Source organism: Xanthomonas sp. SHU 199, from assembly GCF_000364665.1.
GTDB classification, from domain to species: domain Bacteria; phylum Pseudomonadota; class Gammaproteobacteria; order Xanthomonadales; family Xanthomonadaceae; genus Xanthomonas_A; species Xanthomonas_A sontii.
The window spans coordinates 1-603 of record NZ_AQOI01000609.1; the positions used below are offsets into that span (position 1 = coordinate 1).

Below are 603 nucleotides of genomic sequence, written 5' to 3' on the forward strand. Positions count from 1 at the left end.
CGAGACCGTGGCGCGCTGGCAGCCGCCGTTGCCGACCCTGACGCGCAGCGGCCTGCCGCAGGCGCGGCGCCAGGCGGCGCGCGCGCTGGCCGAGGATCGCCTGTTCGAGGATGCGCAGTCGGCGATTCCGCTGTACCTGGCGATCCGCAGCCTGGCGCCGAACGATCGCGTTGCCCAGGACGGCCTGCGCAAGGCGCGGCGGCGCCTGTTGCAACTCGGCGCGCAGGCGCTGGGCGATCCGGATCTTTCCGAACGCACGCTCGAGCAGGCCGCGCGCATCGCGATGGTGGCGCTGTGGCTGGATGCCGATGACCCGGCGGTGCGGCGCCTGCAGCAGCGGGTGGAGACCGCCTCGCGGGTGCTGGCCTACAACCGCGCCGGCGAGGACGACCTGCGTGGCGGCCGCCTGGGCGAGGACGGCAACGGCGCCCTGGCCAATTTCCGTGAGGCGTTGCTGCTGGATGCGGACGATGCGCGCGCGCGGCAGGGCGTGGCGGCGGTGGAAAGCGCGCTGATCCGTCGCGCCGAGACGGCCGCGGCGGCCTCGGATTTCGCCGCCGCCGGCAGTTGGCTGGCGCGCGCGGCGCGGGTGCGCGAGGATGC

1 pseudogene is annotated in these 603 nt (G+C 75.5%); it reads left to right on the forward strand.

The features are described from left to right. Window positions 1–603, forward strand: a pseudogene (locus tag D183_RS0117825) (formylglycine-generating enzyme family protein); the annotation flags it as partial.